Consider the following 15,761-nt stretch of genomic DNA (forward strand, 5'->3'; position numbering starts at 1 on the left):
GCGTTTTCTGCCTCGTTCCAACGGCAAATCGGACACTCACGATTGCATGTCATAAAACTCAAATGGCGTTGCGTTCGTGTCTGCTCATCAAAACGCCCTGCATCAGGTTCGCATCACATCCAGCGCGCTCAGGTCAAGGACACAGCCACCCGACATGCGCCTTTCCAAGCGGCTTCTTAATGGTTTGCAGGAAGGTATTCCGAAGCCGTGCATAAGGAAGCTGCGAACCCGGAACCAATCCACTTCGCAAGAAAAAATCCACGTCCCGTCGTCACCCTGAATTGAACTCAGACCGACCTTTGCCGGCATTAAAGCGTCGGCGGATGCGATCCAAAGCTAGGAGACAGGCAAAGTCACAACCGGTTTCCAAGTTTGATGTGCCAGCGGGCAACCTTCTATTCTTGCGCCACGGCTCTCGCATGGGCCGCAAAGGACGGAGCCAGCATCAGGGCCTTGCACCGTTCGAACCGGTTGGTGGCATAGGCCCAGAAATCTTCGGCCGGGTTTTCATCCGCGTGCTGGATCAATCCCCACAGCGTCCACAGCAGATCGCACATGGCTTTGTAGATCACCATACGCCCGATCTGCGCATCGCTGGGCGGGTTTCCGAAATAGGCCGTCAACATCTCGAGTTCCTGCTCGTCGCTCAACCCGGCCTCGACGGACAGATCACCCAGATCCCATAGGGCGTCGTTCATGCCTGAATACTCATAATCGACGATCCACATGCGCTGGCCGTCATCCAGAAAGTTTTCGCACAGCGGGTCGCAATGACTGGGGACCAATGTCCCGGGTTTGTCACGCAGCAACGCGCGGATCGGAGCCGCTTCTGCCACGACGTCCGCGTAACCTTCTGGCAGGGTGGCGTTTTTGTCCGCAAGCACCTTCATGTATTCGCTGATCATCGAAAACAGCTCAAACCGAAACTTGAACGGCTCAAGGGCGCCATGAAGCTGCTTCAGGGCCTTTCCCGCGCGGGCAGCAGACCCCGGGCGCGTCGCAAACATCTCGGGTGTCATCGTGACGATGTCGGTCACGCAATCACTGATCATCACGCCAGATGACGCGTCTGCCCACAGAACTTCGGGGCCGACCCCGGCTTTTGCCGCCACCCGTGCGTTGTGGATTTCGACCGCGCGGTCGATATAGGCTTCGGTGCCTTCACCGGGGATACGCACAACCACCGTCCTTGGCCCGCCTTCGACGCGATAGACCAGATTGGTCAACCCACCCAGCCGCTGGGTGTGAATGTCCGCCTCAACAAGGGTTTCGAACCCCGCCACGTTGCGAAGGACCTGAATAATCTCATTTTTTGGTTCATTCTGCATCGCTCATTCCCTCAGGCTTTCAACCGGCCGTTTGCTGGATCATAAAGCGGCCCGTCCACGCGGCGGATGGCGTGGCGTTCCCCGAACACCTCCACTTCGAAATCTGACCCACCAGCCAGTCCCGCAGGCAGATAACCGTAGAGGATGGTCTTGCCGACGGTAAACCCATATCCACCGCTGCATGCCAGCGAGACTGTCTTGCCGGACTGCAGTATGGTTTCCCCTCCGGTGACCGGCAGCCGTTCTTCAGTGATGAATGTACAGAGCTGCCGGTCAGGACCGTTCACTTTCTGCGCCTCCAACGCCGACCGTCCGATGAAGTCCTCTTTGGACTTCAAATGTACCCGCGAGCCAAGGCCTGCTTCGATTGGTGAATAGTCTGGGGTGATGTCAGTACTCCAGTAAAGATAGCCTTTTTCCAGCCGCAAGGACTCGATCGTGCGGTAGCCGATGTCGCGGATGCCTTGGTTCTGACCGGCATACCACAATAGGTCGTAAACATGCAGGGCGAACTCGGTTGGAATATGCAGCTCCCATCCCAGCTCTCCCACATAGCCTATACGGATCGCGCGGACCTTTGCCGTTCCCAGAGTGATCTCTCGGGCCGTTGCAAAGGGAAACGCAAGGTTCGAGACGTCTTCTTCCGCAACGGTCTGCATCACATCCCGCGCTTTGGGGCCGCAGATGTTGATGACGGCGCGTGCCGATGTCATTTCGATCAGCTGCGCGCACCCGTCGCGGGGCAGGTGACGTCGGATCCAGTCCGCGTCATGCACGCCGAATCCGGACCCGGTCACGATATAAAAGTGTTCCCGCCCCAATCGGGTGACGGTGATATCGGCTTCAACGCCGCCGCGATCATTGCACAATTGGGTGTAGATCACCGTGCCATCCGGCTTGTCCATGTTAGAAACGGCGAGGTTTTGAAGGGCTTCCAGCGCGCCAAGACCGATCAGTTCGAACTTTGAGAAACTGGTTTGATCGATCAGAACTACACCGTCGCGCGCGGCCTTGTGTTCCTGCTCGGCATAGGCTTTCCAACCCGGCGACAGGAAATCCAACTGATCCACCGGCTCTACACCGACAGGAGCGAACCAGAGCGGCCGCTCCCATCCATTCTTTGACCCGAACACCGCCCCATGTTGCTTCAACCGCTCATGCAGTGGCGACAGGCGCAGGTTTCTGGCCGTTTCCGCCTCCTGTCCCGGATATCGCATCTTGTAATGATGCGCGTAATGTTCGACAGCGCGGGGATACATGAAGGCGCGCGTGGCGTGATGCGGACTGAACCGGCGAACGTCCAGAGGCCACAGATCAAGGCTCGGGCGGCCTTCAACAATCCACTCCGCGATCATCTCTCCCGCGCCACCACCTGCCGCGATGCCGTACAGAAATCCGGTCGCCAGCATCAGGTTTCCCAGCTCGGGCGCCCATCCCATGACAAAATCGCCATCTGCGGAATAAGGGATGGGGCCGTTGATGACCTGCCGGATTCCAACGGTGTTGACAACCGGTGTAACCCGACCTGCCAGTTCGGCAAGGGGCCCAAACCGCTCCAGGTTGTCGGGCAACAACTGCCGGACAAACGCGCCCGGAATGCCCCTGTCGCCGAACGGCAGCGTGTTGTCCTCATACCCGCCGATCACTAGTCTTCCGCCCGCGTCAGGCTTGTAATACACCAGCCGCTCGGGATCCCGCAGGGTTGGCAGGCGTTTTACAAGATCGGGGTCGGGCAGGGGTTCTGTTACGATGTATTGATGCTCGACGGCGCAGGCCGGGACAACGACCCCGAGTTTCGCGGCAAGCTCGCGGCTCCACATTCCGGCGGCCAGAACGACGGTTTCCGCTTCATAGTCCCCTTCTGATGTCATCACTTTGGCGATGCGATTGTTGTGGATTTCAAAATCGGTAACCTGCACGGATTGGCGGATCTGGGCACCGTGCATCCGGGCACCGGACGCGATTGCCTGACATAAGCCTGCGGGATCGACATGACCGTCCGAGGCGATAAAGGCCGCGCCTTCCAATCCCTTCGCGTCGATATAGGGAAACAGCGTTTTGGCCTCGGCCGCCGAGATTATCTCCATCTCCAGATCAAAGCTGCGGGCCATTGTCGCTAGACGCTTGGCTTCCAGAAGCCGCTCTTTGGTTGCCGCCAGGCGCAGGCTTCCAACCTTCTTCCAGTCGAACTCCATCCCGGTTTCTTCGGCCAGACGATCATACAGCGCCACGGACCGTTTCAGCATCCGCGTCGTGTTGCGTGATGACCTCAACTGCCCGACAAGCCCCGCCGCATGCCAGGTGGCCCCCTCGGTCAGGGACGCCCTTTCCAGAAGAACAACATCTGTCTCACCGGACCGTGCGAGATGATACGCGATTGAGCATCCGATGATGCCCCCGCCAATGATGAGATGTCTGACCGAATGCGTTGTCATGCGCCAACTCACTTCAATTGATATGCTTTCATCAAAAATCCAAAAACAACATAAATCAACAAAATAGTTTGAATAGTGTTGAAGTAAGTCGCTTGAACAGCGTCAACCTTACAAGTAACCTGATGAAATCAACAAATAACGCGGCGCTTTATGTCGAAATACGAGCAAGAGATTCTCAGCACGGTAAACCTGCATGGGCGAATTTCGGTCATGGAACTGGCGCGCATTCTCCAGGTGTCGGACCAGACCGTAAGGCGAATCGTGAAGCCGATGGTCGCCAAAGGCAGCCTGTCCAAGGTGCATGGTGCATTGGTCAGCACTCAAAATGTGCTGGATCCACCGTTTCTGGCCCGCATGACGAAGAACCGCGCCGCCAAAGTCGCGATAGCCGATGCCGTTGCAGGGCGGATACCGGACGGTTCGGCCATCGCCATCGACACGGGTTCGACCTCGGGCTTCATAGCTCAAGCACTTCGCGCGCGGAAAAACCTCACGGTGGTGACAAATTCGGCCTTCATCGCTGCCACGTTATCGATGGAAGAGGGCAACAGGGTCTTCATGGCGGGAACACAGTTGCGTAACCACGACGGGGCCGCCTTTGACCGCGCCGCATATGACGTTATTGCAGGATTCTCGGCCCGGACGGCCATATTGTCGGCATCGCTGGTGCATCCAAGCAAAGGCTTCATGGTCTATGACCAATGCGAGGCTGACATGGCCCGTGCGATGTCTGATATCGCTGACCAGACCTTCATGGCTGTTGATTCTACAAAATTCAACGAGGCCCAGACCAGCCCGGCATTACGCCTGCCTGGGCTGACCGAGAAGGACGTGCTTATCACCGATCGCAAATTGCCCGCATCCTTCCGCTCCTTACCCGGAGATGCGGAATTGGTGATAGCGGGCGTGAAAGCACAAGCAGGCAGTCCTTGATTTTGTGACAATTCTGCCCCGGCCCGACGGGACAAGCCGGTTCCACCGAAGTGGTGAAACCGGCTGAGTTTCAGGCCGTTGCGCCTTTGATGCGAATGGCAGTGCCCAAGCTTCCTGCACAGATGCCGACCACAATCGAGATGATCAGTTCCAGTGGCTCTACATGCGCAAACTGGAAGCCTGCAAAAACCAGCGTTTCAAATACGCCAACTGCACCGCCCAATGTCGCGCCCAGCCACAACTTGCGGGTCATCATGCCGAGGGCCAGACCGAGTATGCCGGGCAAACCAAGGATGTTGCTGCCAATGGTTCCAAGTAACTCTAACATCTCTGCCCCCACATCAATTTGAGCTGTTGTTCAGGAAATCGCGGATGTCGTCACCCACGGCAGTCGCGTGCTCCTGCACAACTTCACCGTCCAGTGCAGCAGTCACCTTCTCGTATGTTTCCAGGTAGTTGGGTGGCAGGTTGTGCGCAATGCCCTGGTGGCAATCGATACAGGTCATACCGCTGTCTATGGCGCGTTGGTGTTCCGACGCGGCGCGTGTTTCCTGAATGGTGAAGTCCATGTAGTCAAAGTTGTGACAGTTGCGGCACTCGCGGCTGTCAGACGCTTTCATCTTCTTCCACACGGCCGACGCCATCGCCAGACGGTGTTCCTCATATTTTTCGGGTGTGCTGATCGTGCCCGCCAGTTCATGATAGACGTCTTTCACGGCCATGATCTTGGCTTTGATCTTGTGGCTCCACTCATCCGGAACATGGCAATCCGAGCAGATCGCACGTACACCGGAGTGGTTGTTATAGTGGATCGTCTCCCGGTACTCGCCTAGGTTCGTTTCCATCGTGTGGCAGGACACACAGAACTCTTCGGTGTTGGTCAGTTCCAGCGTCCAGTGAAATCCACCCCAGAACAGGATACCGGCCAGAAAGCCGGCGAGGATCAGAAAGCCCGAGCTGAACATCACTGTCGGTGTCCAGATCGCGTTCCAGAGGCGACCAAGCAAGCCGCGTTTTTCAGGGGAGTCTGCCATGTCGGTGCTCCTTTCAGTCTTGCGTTGGATCAGTTGCTGGCGGAGGGCTGGAACACGTTGTCGACCAGTGGCGGTGCGTCTGCCTGTGGAACGTGGCACTGATTGCAGAAGTACCGGGTTCCGGCAATCTGATCCAGCTCGTTGCCATCGCGATCTAGATAGTGGGTCATCGACAGGGTCGGTGCGTTGCGCTCGCCCGCCTTGGTCCAGTCATGACAGGACAGACATTGGTTGGTGCGAATGTCGATCTGGTATTGTTCGACCGAATGCGGGATCAACGGCGGCTGCTGGCGATAATTGCGCTGCTGCCGCCCTTCGACGTTGCGGTGGATCTGATCCAGTGGCACCGGTTCGTCAATCTCGGCCCCGCGCAGGGATTCTACCTGTGCGGATTGCGCAAGGGCCCATCCGCTCAGCAACAATACGGGTAGAAGGGCAATTCCGCCTGTAACGATTGATCTTTTCATCTTGGCACTCCCCTAGATAGGTCTGGCGGCGCGCGGCTCAGGCGCGGCAACTGGATCGGAAGGTTGAACGACATGGTCGTCGAACCGGTGAGTAAAGTTAAAGACGTCGACTGCGCAGACATCGATGCAGCGTCCGCAGTTTGTGCAGTCGGGTGACAGGATCAGGGGCGAGCTTCCCGGCTTGCCTTTCAGCGCGGGCGAGATCACCTGATTTTCAGGACAGACCGCATAGCAATCCATACAGTCGTCGCAGGCCGTGCGATTGGCCGCACTGACCCGCAGCAGGCTTTTGGACCCGATTAGCCCGTAGAACGCGCCCACGGGGCATAGATGGCCGCACCAGCCATGGCGTGAGACGAAAACGTCAAAGACGAAGATGGCCGCGATCATGGCCCAGACAAAGCCCATGCCGAATACCAGCCCGCGATGCAGCATGGTGATCGGGTTGACCAACTCCCACGCGATCACGCCGTTCAGGCCCGAGACCAGCAGGACGGTTGCCAGAATCCACAGCCGAGTGACGCGCTTGGGTTGCCAGCCTTTCGGCAGGTCCAGTTTGCGGTGCACCCAGTTGGCCGCGTCCGTCACCGGGTTTATGGGGCAGACCCAGGAACAATAGGCACGCCCACCGATCAGGGCATAGATCACCAGAACGATCAGCCCACCGATCAGCGCAGTAATCGCGGGCCAATGGCCTGCAACGAAGCTTTGCAACAAGATGAACGGATCGGTCAACGGCAACACGCCAAGCGTCAGTGACCCCGCCAAAGTGCCCTCCACGATCCAGATGCCGAACCATGGGCCCAGCAGAAACAGAACCAGAAAGAACAGCTGACTTGCACGACGCATCAGCAAAAAACGATGCGCCCCGATCCACCCTTTGCCTTCAACGGCCTCCTGACCTACGGGCATATGTGTGCGAGCACTCATTGTCCCACCCCAGGCAGATCATATTCCGGCGCAAATCCGCCGGGCGCGGCAAGATTGTCGGTTCCCGGTCCGGGCAAACGGTCAGGCAGATCGATGATCCCCTCGACCACTGGTGCACCTTTGGCGGCTTTTTCCTCCCACCCCTTACGGTAATGCTCTGCCGAACTGCCGCGCGCCAGTCGGGCAGGCAGAACCTTGATGGCGGCCTCGGGCAGAACACAGCTTTTTTCGCACATGCCGCAACCTGTACAGTGGTCGGCATGGACGGTGGGAATGAATAACGCATGATGGCCCGACCGGGTATTATGCGCCGTCTCCAAAGTGATCGCCTCGTCAATGACGGGGCAGACGCGATAACAGACGTCGCAACGCAGACCGAGGAAATTCAGGCAGTTTTCCTGATCGACCAGTACGGCAACCCCCATCTCGGCGTCGTCGATATTGTCCAGCCCGGGGTCCAGTGCCCCGGTCGGACATGCGGCGACACACGGAATGTCGTCGCACATTTCACAGGGAACATCCCGGGCGGTGAAGAATGGAGTTCCCGTTGCCACCGCTTCCGAGCCAAGTTCGGCCAGTTTCAGGGTGTCGTATGGGCAGTCCCGCACGCATAAACCGCAACGGATACAGGCCGACAGGAACTCCTTCTCCGGCAATGCGCCGGGTGGGCGCAAGGCATCGGCAGGCAGGGCGCGGGCGTCGCGGGCCAGATAGGCCAGCAGCGATCCTGCGACCACGCAGCCGCCCGCCGCCCGCGCCGAGTCCTGAAGGAACCGGCGCCGCTGCGGCGAAAGGGGTTTATCGACAAGAGACATGGGAACGACCCGTACGATCCTTTCTGGTTACGCGCGCTCGACTTTACAGGCGCACTTCTTGAAATCGGTCTCTTTCGACAGTGGGCAGGTCGCGTCCAGCGTCAGCTTGTTGGTCAACTGGCTTTCGTCGAACCAGGGCATGAAGACCAGACCGCGTGGCACCTTGTTCCGACCCCGGGTTTCAACCCGGCTGGTGACCTCGCCGCGACGGGTTGACAGAACAATCTCCTGGCCCCGGCGCAATCCGCGATCCTTGGCGTCCTGCGGATGCATGTAGACGACAGCGGATGGATAAGCGCGGTGCAGCTCAGGAACCCGGCGTGTCATCGAGCCCGAGTGCCAATGCTCCAGCACGCGACCGGTGCACAACCACAGATCAAATTCCGCGTCGGGCTCTTCCGGAGCAGGTTCATACGGCGCAAAAATGATCTTGGCCTTGCCGTCTTTGTGGCCATAGAACTCCACACCGGTGCCCGCCGATACATATGGGTCATAGCCTTCGCGGAAGCGGTAAAGCGTTTCCTTGCCGTCGACGACCGGCCAGCGCAGGCCACGGGCTTGGTGATAGGTTTCAAACGGTGCCAGATCGTGCGCGTGCCCGCGTCCGAAGTCGGCATATTCCTCGAACAGACCCTTCTGAACGTAAAAGCCGAAATGTTCGGATTCATCGTTATCAAAGCCCTCGGCGGTCTCCGACAGCGGGAACTTGTCGACGCTGCCATTGGCAAACAGGACGTCATACATGGTCTTGCCACGGTGTTCCGGCATGGTGGCCAGCAATTCTTCGCCCCAGACCTCTTCGACGGTGAAGCGCTTCGAGAACTCCATCACCTGCCACAGGTCCGATTTGGCCTCGCCCGGGGCCTTGACCTGTTGTCGCCAGAACTGGGTGCGGCGCTCGGCGTTGCCATAGGCGCCTTCCTTCTCGACCCACATGGCGGTGGGCAGGATCAGGTCAGCGGAAACCGCAGTGACCGTCGGGTAGGGGTCTGAAACAGTGATGAAGTTTTCCGGGTTGCGATAGCCGGGATAGCCTTCCTCGTTGATGTTCGGCGCAGCCTGCATGTTGTTGGTGCACTGAACCCAATAGGCGTTCAGATCGCCATCCTTCAGCTTGCGGTGTTGCAGCACGGCGTGAAAGCCGGGCTTGGGCGGAATGGTGCCCGCAGGCACATTCCAGGAGGTTTCGCAGATCTCGCGGTGCTTGTCATTCATGACGACCATGTCGGCGGGCAGACGGTGAGCAAAAGTACCGACCTCTCGCGCTGTGCCGCAGGCCGACGGCTGACCGGTCAGCGAGAAGGGCGAGTTGCCAGGTTCCGAAATCTTGCCCACCAGCAGGTGCACGTTGTACATTAGAGAGTTTACCCAGGACCCACGGGTGTGCTGGTTGAAACCCATAGTCCACAGACTCATGACCTTGCGGTCCGGGTCGGCATATTGTTTGGCAAGACGCTCCAGTTTTTCAGCCGGGACACCGGACAGTTCCGAAGTGTATTCCAGCGTGTATTCCGAAACGGCCTCGGCATATTCTTCGAAGCTTATTGGTTCCATCTTGCCCGAGTTCGGGTTTTCGGCTTCTTGCTGCAATGGGTTGTTGTCGCGCAGACCATAGCCGATATCGGTTGCTGTTTTGGTGATGTTGACATGGTTCTTGACGAACTCTTCGTTCACTGCACCATTCTGGATGATGTAATTGGCGATATAGTTCAGGATCGCCAGATCAGTTTGCGGTTTGAACACCATGCCATTGTCGGCAAGCTCGAACGAGCGGTGCTCGAAAGTCGACAGCACATGCACTTCGCAACCCGACTTGGTCAGGCGGGTGTCGGTCAGGCGCGACCACAGGATCGGGTGCATCTCGGCCATGTTCGAGCCCCACAGCACAAACGTATCGGCGTGCTCGAAGTCGTCATAGCACCCCATCGGTTCATCGATGCCGAAGGTGCGCATGAAACCAACCACAGCCGAAGCCATGCAATGACGCGCATTTGGATCAATGTTGTTCGACCGGAACCCGGCCTTCATCATCTTGGCAGCGGCATAGCCTTCCCAGACCGTCCACTGACCCGAACCAAACATCCCCACGCTGGTCGGGCCTTTCTTGGCAAGGGCCTCTTTCCATTTGGCGGCCATCACATCAAAAGCTTCATCCCAGCTGACCGGCTCGAACTCGCCATTCTTATCATAGGCGCCGTTGGTCTTGCGCAAAAGCGGCGTGGTCAGGCGGTCTTTGCCATACATGATCTTGGACAGGAAATAGCCCTTGATACAGTTCAGTCCCCGGTTCACTGGTGCGTCTGGGTCACCTTGCGTGGCCACCACACGACCGTCTTTAGTGCCCACCAGAACGGAACAGCCTGTGCCGCAGAACCGGCAGGCAGCCTTGTCCCAGCGAATATCGGGCGCGCCGACCTGGGCGTTGGCCTGACCTGCGGCCATGGGAATGCCCGCAGCCGAGGCAGTGGCTGCCGCTGCGGTCGCTTTCAGGAATGTACGACGGGATTCAGAGATGGTCATTGCATGGGCCTCCTGCTGGACGGTTGGCTTGGAGCATCAGGACGCGGAGCCGTCTCCGCGAGATCTTCGAAATGGTGATAAGTCAGTGACAGTGAGATCACGCCGGGGATCTGGTGCAGATCCATGATGGTGTCCGAGGCCAGCCGGTCGGCCGTATCCTCGACAACAACAACAAACCGGCCATCCTCGGCTTCGGCATGAAGCTCGACGCCTTGGGTTCCGGTCATCGCCGCGCGAGCGGCGTCGGTGTAATCGGGGGCGATGTGGACTAGACAGCCACAGATATTCATTGGGTCACCTCCGGGTGTTGAGGGGCGGGGCGATGCATCGCGATGGCCCCGGCGGGACAGGCGGCGGAACAACTGCCGCAACCGATGCAGGTTTCAGTTTCAAGCGCCGGTTCAGCGCGTCCGCCCAGTTGCAGGCGAAAGCGGATGGCATCCTGTTCGCAATTGTCCTGACATAAGCGGCAACTCACCCCGTTCATCGACAGGCAGCTTGCGGCGTCGATCCGTGCGCGCCATGGCCATTCGGAAACACGCTCGGGCAGCAACGCAGGGGTCGGGCAAATGTCAGCGCAGTCACCACACATGGTGCAACCGCCTGCGGAAAGGTCCAGAACGGGAAAGCCGCTGTCGTCGAAACTGATGATGTCTTCGGGACAAGCCCCGGCGCAATCTTCGCAACGCGTGCACAAATCTCCGAAGCCAGTTGCGACTGCCCCCGGCGGACGGATCGCATCGCGGTCCTCCCGCAGGACACGCGCGCTTAGAAAAGCGCGTCTGCTCGTCATCTGGCTCATAGCTGGCGACTCGTATTTGGATAGATAGGTTCGCGTCTTTACTTCCTAGCTGCCTGAAGCAGCGTACGAATTGACCTATATCATACTTTTCGCGAATTTTTCTTGATCTGCCTGAGAAACGTAATCCTTCGTCATACGTTCAGTTCGATACGGGCGTCGGGGAAACGTACTACGATCTCACTCGCTTTGTCGGCTGATGCCGCGCAAAGTGCAGTGGACAGCCCATCCGCAATTGCCGCTTCCGGGGCAGAAACCGAAACCGTTCTTTCACGGTTTGCTGGCCCGTCCGGGGTGATGATGTGCCCAAGACCGGGGCTCAGTTGAGTGGCCAGCGAAGACGATGTCGCCACGGCACGGTCGCGCAGCGCGATCCGCTTCAGAACCGTGTGATCCGGTGTTGCCAGCCCAACTTTCCAGGGCGCACCGTCGCCACGCGCGCCCAGAGCAGCAATTTCCCCCATATCCACCAGAACATCACTCAGACCAAAGCCACGCAGCAGTGCGGCGATCCGATCAGTGATCGCGCCCTGCGCAATACCGTTCAGCGTCAGCGCGGATCTTCCGGGCATGGGCAGGCGAATGGTCGAGGCATCGAAAATTACCTTTTCCCAGCCTATTGCCCGCTGAACATCAACCAGATCGTCAGCGCGCGCGCCCGCAGCCAATGCCCTCCACACGGGTTGAATGCTCGGATCAAATGCGCCACCCGATGCCTGATGCAGCGCTGTGCTGAGACTCAGCACGTTCAACAATTCAGGAGCAGGCGCCGTCAGAACACCATCGTGGTTCAACCGGCTGAGCTGCGATTGCGGGCGATACAGGCTGAAGATATCTTCCAGCCGGGCAATCTCGGTCTCAACGGCCGCTATGATGGGTGCAGCTTCAACATCCGTCATCCCGACCAAACGCAGACTTGCAGCGGCACCCAGCGCGGTGCCGTGCCAACGCGCGTCAGAGGCCGTGGCCGGTGTGGCCGCAGCACAAGCGGCTGAAATGATCAGAAATCGGCGGCGCGACAGGGCGGTCATACGGGGGTCTCCAACGGCAGTTCCAGATCGACGGGGCCAAGCACTTCGGTATCCGGGATGTCCGGCAGGCCCAGTGCGGTCCCGCCGTAAATTTCAATGAATGCCTTTGCATCAGCAGGATCGGCAAATGGCACCACTTCACGCGCACCCATGCCGCCCGCCACATTGGCGCCAACAACAAAGGTCGCGCCATCCGCGGCGATCCAGTTCGAGATACCCGGCTGTCGCCAGCTTGGTGCAATGCCCATGTTGCTGACATAGACGGCTGTGATGTCGGCATCTCGTTCAGGGCTTTTGAGATATGCCACCATGTCTCGCACCTGCGCAAAAAACAGCGGTGCGGGGTATCCCTTCAGATGGATCTGCCCCTTGGGGCCGCCATGTTCGGCTATGTTCATCTGGCAGAAATAACTCAGCGCATCAGGGGTCAGGTCGACCGGGTCGGGGGCTTCGGCCAGTTCTTCCTTGCAGGCCGCCAGCGCGATCAACGCAATCAGGACGAGGGGTTTCATGGCTCGACCCTCCGGAATGCCAGTCGCGCGAGGGCAAAGCCAATCACTGGCCAGATCAACAAAGATGCCGGCGCGGCCCACACAGGCAGGGCCTGCGCGGCCCCGGTCATGCCCGAAGCCATCGCGACTCCTTCGGTCGCAGCGATGTTCCACAGACGGAATGCGTCGGCCGGGTTGGCCACCATCACCCATGGAAAGACGGATTGGGTAAAGGTGCCGCCCTTGTCCATGACGACAGCCCCCAACAGGCCCAGATCATAGAGGACAACAAAAACCAGCCAGAGCCCGGCCGACAGACCCGCCGCCGCCGTAGCCCCCTTAGCCATAGCAGACAGCAGGTATCCCAGCGCCAGAAACACGGCGCCCAGAAGGATGGACGTGAGAATGAGACGGACCAAAGCCATAAGGCTTTCCGGCCCGGCACCGCCAAAGAAGGCAGCCACTGCGCCAGCGGTCCCGAAACCAACCGTCATGGCGAACGCCAGCGCAGACAGATGTGCGGTGAACTTGCCCAACAGGATTTCTCCGCGCCCTGCCGGATAGGACAACAACAGAGACAGGCTGCCCCGGTCCACGTCTCCGGCGATGGCGTCGAACGAGATCATCAACGCCAGAAGGGGCGCGAGGTAGACCGACAGCGTGGTCATCGACGCAACCGAAACGGTCAGCATGTCAACGCCCAGCGTGCCAGTTGGCGCGCTGCCCGCAAAGGTCAACGCCAATGCGAACAGCACCATGATAAGCGTAGCGACCAGCAACCAGCGGTTGCGGCGCAGGATCAGCATTTCGGTGCGGGTGATGGCGAGAAAGCGGGTCATTGCAGTCCCTCCTGCGCGTAGTGACGATAAAGATCTTCAAGCTTGGGCGGGGTCATTTCCACATCCGCGACCGCGTCGCCCATTCCGGCGATGCGGCGCAAAGCCTCCATCTTGTCAGCGGGGGTGCAGAGCAGTTCCACCAACGCACCGTTGATCCGGTTGCCACCCAGTTCAGCAGCCAAGGCATCGGCGTTGGCGCTAGCACGCACTTTCAGACGGATCGGAAGACCGGCTAGCGCCGACAGATTGTTCAGCGTGTCATCGGCCACCATCCGACCCTTTCGCATGATGGCGATACGGTCGGTGCGGGCCTCGACCTCGGTCAGTGCGTGGCTGGCAATCAGGACGGCGGTGCCTTGGGCGGCCAACTCGTCGATGATGGCATAAAGATCTTGCCGAGAAATCGGGTCCAGCCCGCTTGTCGGCTCATCCAGCAAAGCCACTTTCGGTTGGCCCAACAGCACCTGCGCCAGACCCAGACGTTGCCGCATTCCTTTGGAATAGGTTCCGATCCGACGGTCCAAAGCGTCGCTCAGGCCGACACGATCCAGTAAGCTGGGCACATCGGCCTTGGTCCCGGACAGTTTTGCGAAAAGGGTCAATTGCTCGCGCCCGGTCAATGCGGGATGAAACGACACCGCTTCGGGCAGATAAGCCGTCTCGCACCGTGCCTGAGCGCTACCGGGGGTGGCGTTCCCGATCCGAATGGCTCCGCGATGGATCGGCGTCAGGCCAAGGATGGATTTGATCAGGGTCGACTTGCCTGCGCCGTTATGGCCCAGCAGCGCAACGCGCTGGCCGGGGGCAAGAGACAGGGTGATATCGTCAAGAACGCGGGTTTGCCCTCGATCCTTGCTGACATGGTCAATAGTCAGGGCCTTATCCGTCATGAGGCACCTTTTTCATAGCTGGGGGTTCAGGGGGTTGCATCAATGGATTGCTGTCCATCACGCCACCGGGCAACAGTGCCGGAAAAGCGGATTGCGACCAGCGCACCAGCTGCACGGCGGGAGAGCCGAGCAGCAGTTTGGCTGCGGGTTGGGTCCACAGCACATGGTCCATCGAGTCATTTGGGCGATAGGGGGCATCGGCGATGCCGTTGCCATCCACATCATAGGCGGCAAAATCGGACCAGTAATTGCCGCGGCCGTCTTCCGACCACTCGACCCATTTGGTCGAGACGTATTTTACCTGTGTCCGGTTGCCGACAAAGGCGTTGCCGACGATCCGGTTGCGTTCGCTGCCGGCGGTGAAATGGATTCCGATGCCGCATCCCTGGAACCAGTTGTCGGTGAACTCGTTCTTGTTGGAGTTATAAAGGAAAGTGCACTTTTCCTTGGCACCGATCACCACGTTTCCGGTGATCTCACTCTTGTTGGCGTAGTTCAGCATCACGCCATGTTCACGGTCACCGATCGAGACGTTGTCTGCGACCTTCACATTTGTCGTGAACATAACCGCATAGCCCAGATCGTTACCGATCGAGACATTGTCGCTGACCACTGAATTGTCGGCATACATGTAGTGCACTGCGAACCGGAGGTCGCGGAACAGGTTGCCTTTAAAGGTGTTCTTCTTGGACGAGTTCACGAAGATTCCGTCGCGCCCATAGCGGATGTCATTGCCCTCGACCACCGCGCCCGGCGCATTCCAGACATAGACGCCATTGCCGCGGTCATTCATCCGCTGGTCCAAACGTCCTTCGATCCGGTTTCCACGCACGATACTGCCCTTGGCACCATGAATGTCGACGCCATAAAGATTGCCCAGCAGAACATTATTCTCGACCACCGGCGCGCGGGCCGTCTTGGTCAGTTGGATTCCGCTGTCGATCCCGTCATGGCTTGAGCCCGAGCCGATCACAGTCAGACCGCGCACGGTCACGCCCGGGCCAGTCACGGTGATGACGCTGCCGGTGCCTTGCCCGTCAATGGTGGCCTGGTCCTGCCCGTCGATGATGACGGGCCGGTCCAGGACGAGATGCTCGGCATAGACACCGGGGCTCAGGCGGAGGGTGTCTCCATCCGCCGCCTGCGCCAGTATTTCATTGATGGCCCCCGCCCGGTTGGGCACATCCCAATCCGCCGCCCAAAGGGGCGAGCCGAGCAGGAGCGGTATGAGCAGGGACCAGCGCATGGG

The 15,761-nt window shown here is 59.1% G+C and carries 16 protein-coding genes; 1 reads left to right on the plus strand and 15 read right to left on the minus strand.

Annotated elements, in window-relative coordinates; translation table 11 throughout:
* Positions 1-395: 395 nt before the first annotated feature.
* Complete coding sequence (locus AC2FEB_RS00085; RefSeq protein ID WP_496670922.1) at positions 396-1,328, minus strand: phosphotransferase; 933 nt, start codon at positions 1,326-1,328, stop codon at positions 396-398.
* 11 nt (positions 1,329-1,339) lie between these two features.
* A complete protein-coding gene (locus AC2FEB_RS00090) occupies positions 1,340-3,763 on the minus strand; it encodes a GcvT family protein (RefSeq protein ID WP_496883778.1) in 2,424 nt (807 codons plus the stop codon).
* 150 nt (positions 3,764-3,913) lie between these two features.
* Here AC2FEB_RS00090 and AC2FEB_RS00095 point away from each other — a divergent pair, with 150 nt between their 5' ends.
* A complete protein-coding gene (locus tag AC2FEB_RS00095) occupies positions 3,914-4,696 on the plus strand; it encodes a DeoR/GlpR family DNA-binding transcription regulator (RefSeq protein ID WP_496670918.1) in 783 nt (260 codons plus the stop codon).
* A 70-nt stretch (positions 4,697-4,766) separates the two neighbouring features.
* On the opposite strand, the gene AC2FEB_RS00100 is transcribed toward AC2FEB_RS00095, so the two are convergent.
* From AC2FEB_RS00100 to AC2FEB_RS00160, 13 genes are all read right to left on the minus strand, one after another.
* On the minus strand, positions 4,767-5,024 hold the full coding sequence (locus tag AC2FEB_RS00100; RefSeq protein WP_299898336.1) for a hypothetical protein: 258 nt from the start codon (positions 5,022-5,024) through the stop codon (positions 4,767-4,769).
* A gap of 13 nt (positions 5,025-5,037) precedes the next feature.
* Positions 5,038-5,730 carry a NapC/NirT family cytochrome c gene (locus AC2FEB_RS00105; protein WP_496670915.1) on the minus strand — a complete coding sequence of 231 codons (693 nt, stop codon included), beginning with the start codon at positions 5,728-5,730 and terminating at the stop codon, positions 5,038-5,040.
* A 29-nt stretch (positions 5,731-5,759) separates the two neighbouring features.
* Entirely contained in the window at positions 5,760-6,197 is a 438-nt protein-coding gene (locus AC2FEB_RS00110) for a nitrate reductase cytochrome c-type subunit (protein WP_496670913.1), read from the minus strand.
* 12 nt (positions 6,198-6,209) lie between these two features.
* Positions 6,210-7,127, minus strand: coding sequence for a quinol dehydrogenase ferredoxin subunit NapH (napH, locus tag AC2FEB_RS00115; RefSeq protein ID WP_496670910.1), 918 nt, complete (start codon positions 7,125-7,127; stop codon positions 6,210-6,212).
* Positions 7,124-7,942, minus strand: a complete 819-nt coding sequence (gene napG / locus AC2FEB_RS00120; protein ID WP_496670907.1) for a ferredoxin-type protein NapG — start codon at positions 7,940-7,942, stop codon at positions 7,124-7,126. The genes napH and napG overlap by 4 nt, the downstream gene beginning before the upstream one ends.
* A 27-nt stretch (positions 7,943-7,969) precedes the next feature.
* The gene (gene napA / locus AC2FEB_RS00125; RefSeq protein ID WP_117873503.1) at positions 7,970-10,462 is read right to left on the minus strand and encodes a nitrate reductase catalytic subunit NapA; all 2,493 of its coding nucleotides are present in this window, start codon (positions 10,460-10,462) and stop codon (positions 7,970-7,972) included.
* A complete protein-coding gene (locus AC2FEB_RS00130) occupies positions 10,459-10,752 on the minus strand; it encodes a chaperone NapD (RefSeq protein WP_117873502.1) in 294 nt (97 codons plus the stop codon). The genes napA and AC2FEB_RS00130 overlap by 4 nt, the downstream gene beginning before the upstream one ends.
* The gene (gene napF, locus AC2FEB_RS00135) at positions 10,749-11,264 is read right to left on the minus strand and encodes a ferredoxin-type protein NapF (protein WP_117873500.1); all 516 of its coding nucleotides are present in this window, start codon (positions 11,262-11,264) and stop codon (positions 10,749-10,751) included. The genes AC2FEB_RS00130 and napF overlap by 4 nt, the downstream gene beginning before the upstream one ends.
* A 131-nt stretch (positions 11,265-11,395) precedes the next feature.
* Positions 11,396-12,292 (minus strand): FAD:protein FMN transferase, encoded by an 897-nt coding sequence (locus AC2FEB_RS00140; protein WP_496670902.1) that lies wholly within the window; start codon positions 12,290-12,292, stop codon positions 11,396-11,398.
* Positions 12,289-12,804: a nitrous oxide reductase accessory protein NosL gene (locus AC2FEB_RS00145; protein ID WP_117873496.1), complete on the minus strand. Its 516-nt coding sequence runs from the start codon at positions 12,802-12,804 to the stop codon at positions 12,289-12,291. Before AC2FEB_RS00145 ends, AC2FEB_RS00140 begins: the two co-directional genes overlap by 4 nt.
* The gene (locus tag AC2FEB_RS00150) at positions 12,801-13,622 is read right to left on the minus strand and encodes an ABC transporter permease (protein WP_299898324.1); all 822 of its coding nucleotides are present in this window, start codon (positions 13,620-13,622) and stop codon (positions 12,801-12,803) included. Before AC2FEB_RS00150 ends, AC2FEB_RS00145 begins: the two co-directional genes overlap by 4 nt.
* Positions 13,619-14,512 (minus strand): ABC transporter ATP-binding protein, encoded by an 894-nt coding sequence (locus tag AC2FEB_RS00155; RefSeq protein ID WP_496718138.1) that lies wholly within the window; start codon positions 14,510-14,512, stop codon positions 13,619-13,621. Before AC2FEB_RS00155 ends, AC2FEB_RS00150 begins: the two co-directional genes overlap by 4 nt.
* Complete coding sequence (locus AC2FEB_RS00160) at positions 14,502-15,758, minus strand: nitrous oxide reductase family maturation protein NosD (RefSeq protein WP_496670895.1); 1,257 nt, start codon at positions 15,756-15,758, stop codon at positions 14,502-14,504. The genes AC2FEB_RS00155 and AC2FEB_RS00160 overlap by 11 nt, the downstream gene beginning before the upstream one ends.
* Positions 15,759-15,761 lie beyond the last annotated feature (3 nt).

Source organism: Ruegeria sp. YTSC106 (assembly GCF_059609765.1).

Bases quoted from the DNA above. Each gene is read 5' to 3' on its own strand.
- AC2FEB_RS00085 (WP_496670922.1), bottom strand. From the start codon at position 1,328: ATGCAGAATGAACCAAAAAATGAGATTATTCAGGTCCTTCGCAACGTG.
- AC2FEB_RS00090 (WP_496883778.1), bottom strand. From the start codon at position 3,763: ATGACAACGCATTCGGTCAGACATCTCATCATTGGCGGGGGCATCATC.
- AC2FEB_RS00095 (WP_496670918.1), top strand. From the start codon at position 3,914: ATGTCGAAATACGAGCAAGAGATTCTCAGCACGGTAAACCTGCATGGG.
- AC2FEB_RS00100 (WP_299898336.1), bottom strand. From the start codon at position 5,024: ATGTTAGAGTTACTTGGAACCATTGGCAGCAACATCCTTGGTTTGCCC.
- AC2FEB_RS00105 (WP_496670915.1), bottom strand. From the start codon at position 5,730: ATGGCAGACTCCCCTGAAAAACGCGGCTTGCTTGGTCGCCTCTGGAAC.
- AC2FEB_RS00110 (WP_496670913.1), bottom strand. From the start codon at position 6,197: ATGAAAAGATCAATCGTTACAGGCGGAATTGCCCTTCTACCCGTATTG.
- napH (WP_496670910.1), bottom strand. From the start codon at position 7,127: ATGAGTGCTCGCACACATATGCCCGTAGGTCAGGAGGCCGTTGAAGGC.
- napG (WP_496670907.1), bottom strand. From the start codon at position 7,942: ATGTCTCTTGTCGATAAACCCCTTTCGCCGCAGCGGCGCCGGTTCCTT.
- napA (WP_117873503.1), bottom strand. From the start codon at position 10,462: ATGACCATCTCTGAATCCCGTCGTACATTCCTGAAAGCGACCGCAGCG.
- AC2FEB_RS00130 (WP_117873502.1), bottom strand. From the start codon at position 10,752: ATGAATATCTGTGGCTGTCTAGTCCACATCGCCCCCGATTACACCGAC.
- napF (WP_117873500.1), bottom strand. From the start codon at position 11,264: ATGAGCCAGATGACGAGCAGACGCGCTTTTCTAAGCGCGCGTGTCCTG.
- AC2FEB_RS00140 (WP_496670902.1), bottom strand. From the start codon at position 12,292: ATGACCGCCCTGTCGCGCCGCCGATTTCTGATCATTTCAGCCGCTTGT.
- AC2FEB_RS00145 (WP_117873496.1), bottom strand. From the start codon at position 12,804: ATGAAACCCCTCGTCCTGATTGCGTTGATCGCGCTGGCGGCCTGCAAG.
- AC2FEB_RS00150 (WP_299898324.1), bottom strand. From the start codon at position 13,622: ATGACCCGCTTTCTCGCCATCACCCGCACCGAAATGCTGATCCTGCGC.
- AC2FEB_RS00155 (WP_496718138.1), bottom strand. From the start codon at position 14,512: ATGACGGATAAGGCCCTGACTATTGACCATGTCAGCAAGGATCGAGGG.
- AC2FEB_RS00160 (WP_496670895.1), bottom strand. From the start codon at position 15,758: ATGCGCTGGTCCCTGCTCATACCGCTCCTGCTCGGCTCGCCCCTTTGG.